Source organism: Burkholderia sp. 9777_1386 (assembly GCF_015712265.1).
In the GTDB taxonomy this organism is placed as follows: Bacteria; Pseudomonadota; Gammaproteobacteria; order Burkholderiales; family Burkholderiaceae; genus Burkholderia; species Burkholderia cenocepacia.
The window spans coordinates 1-435 of the sequence record NZ_JACCQB010000146.1; the positions used below are offsets into that span (position 1 = coordinate 1).

General features: G+C 59.1%; 1 pseudogene. It reads right to left on the reverse strand.

What is annotated here, in order from left to right:
- Positions 1-404 (reverse strand): annotated as a pseudogene (locus tag H0X91_RS34760) (amino acid deaminase); the annotation flags it as partial.
- Between the last annotated feature and the right edge of the window lie 31 nt (positions 405-435).

The window sequence follows — 435 nt, forward strand, 5'->3', positions numbered from 1 at the left end:
GCCTCGCTATCGACGCAGCAGATAAAATCCACTGCCCGATAGTGGGCTTTTAGCTGCGCGACCACCTGCATATTGGCCTTGCCGACCAGCTGATTGACCATCAGGACGCGTTGGATGCCGCTGGCCATCGCCGCGCTGGCCTGCCAGGCGCTGCCCACGCCGATCCCCCACGCTCCCGCTCGCTGCTGCGCCTGAAATATCCATGGCGTCATTGTCGTTTTACCATGCGGCGCCAGCGACACGCCGCGGGCGTCGGCGTAACGCTGCATCCATGAAATATTATTTTCCAGCGCCGACTTTTTTAGCAGCGCGGCGGGTAGACAGACCTCTTCCGCCAGCAGATTAGCCGGCGCGGACATGAGGGCGGATTTGTGCGGGATGAGCGGTGCTGAATGGTATTTCATAACACTATCCTTTCAGGGGTTATAATCGGTT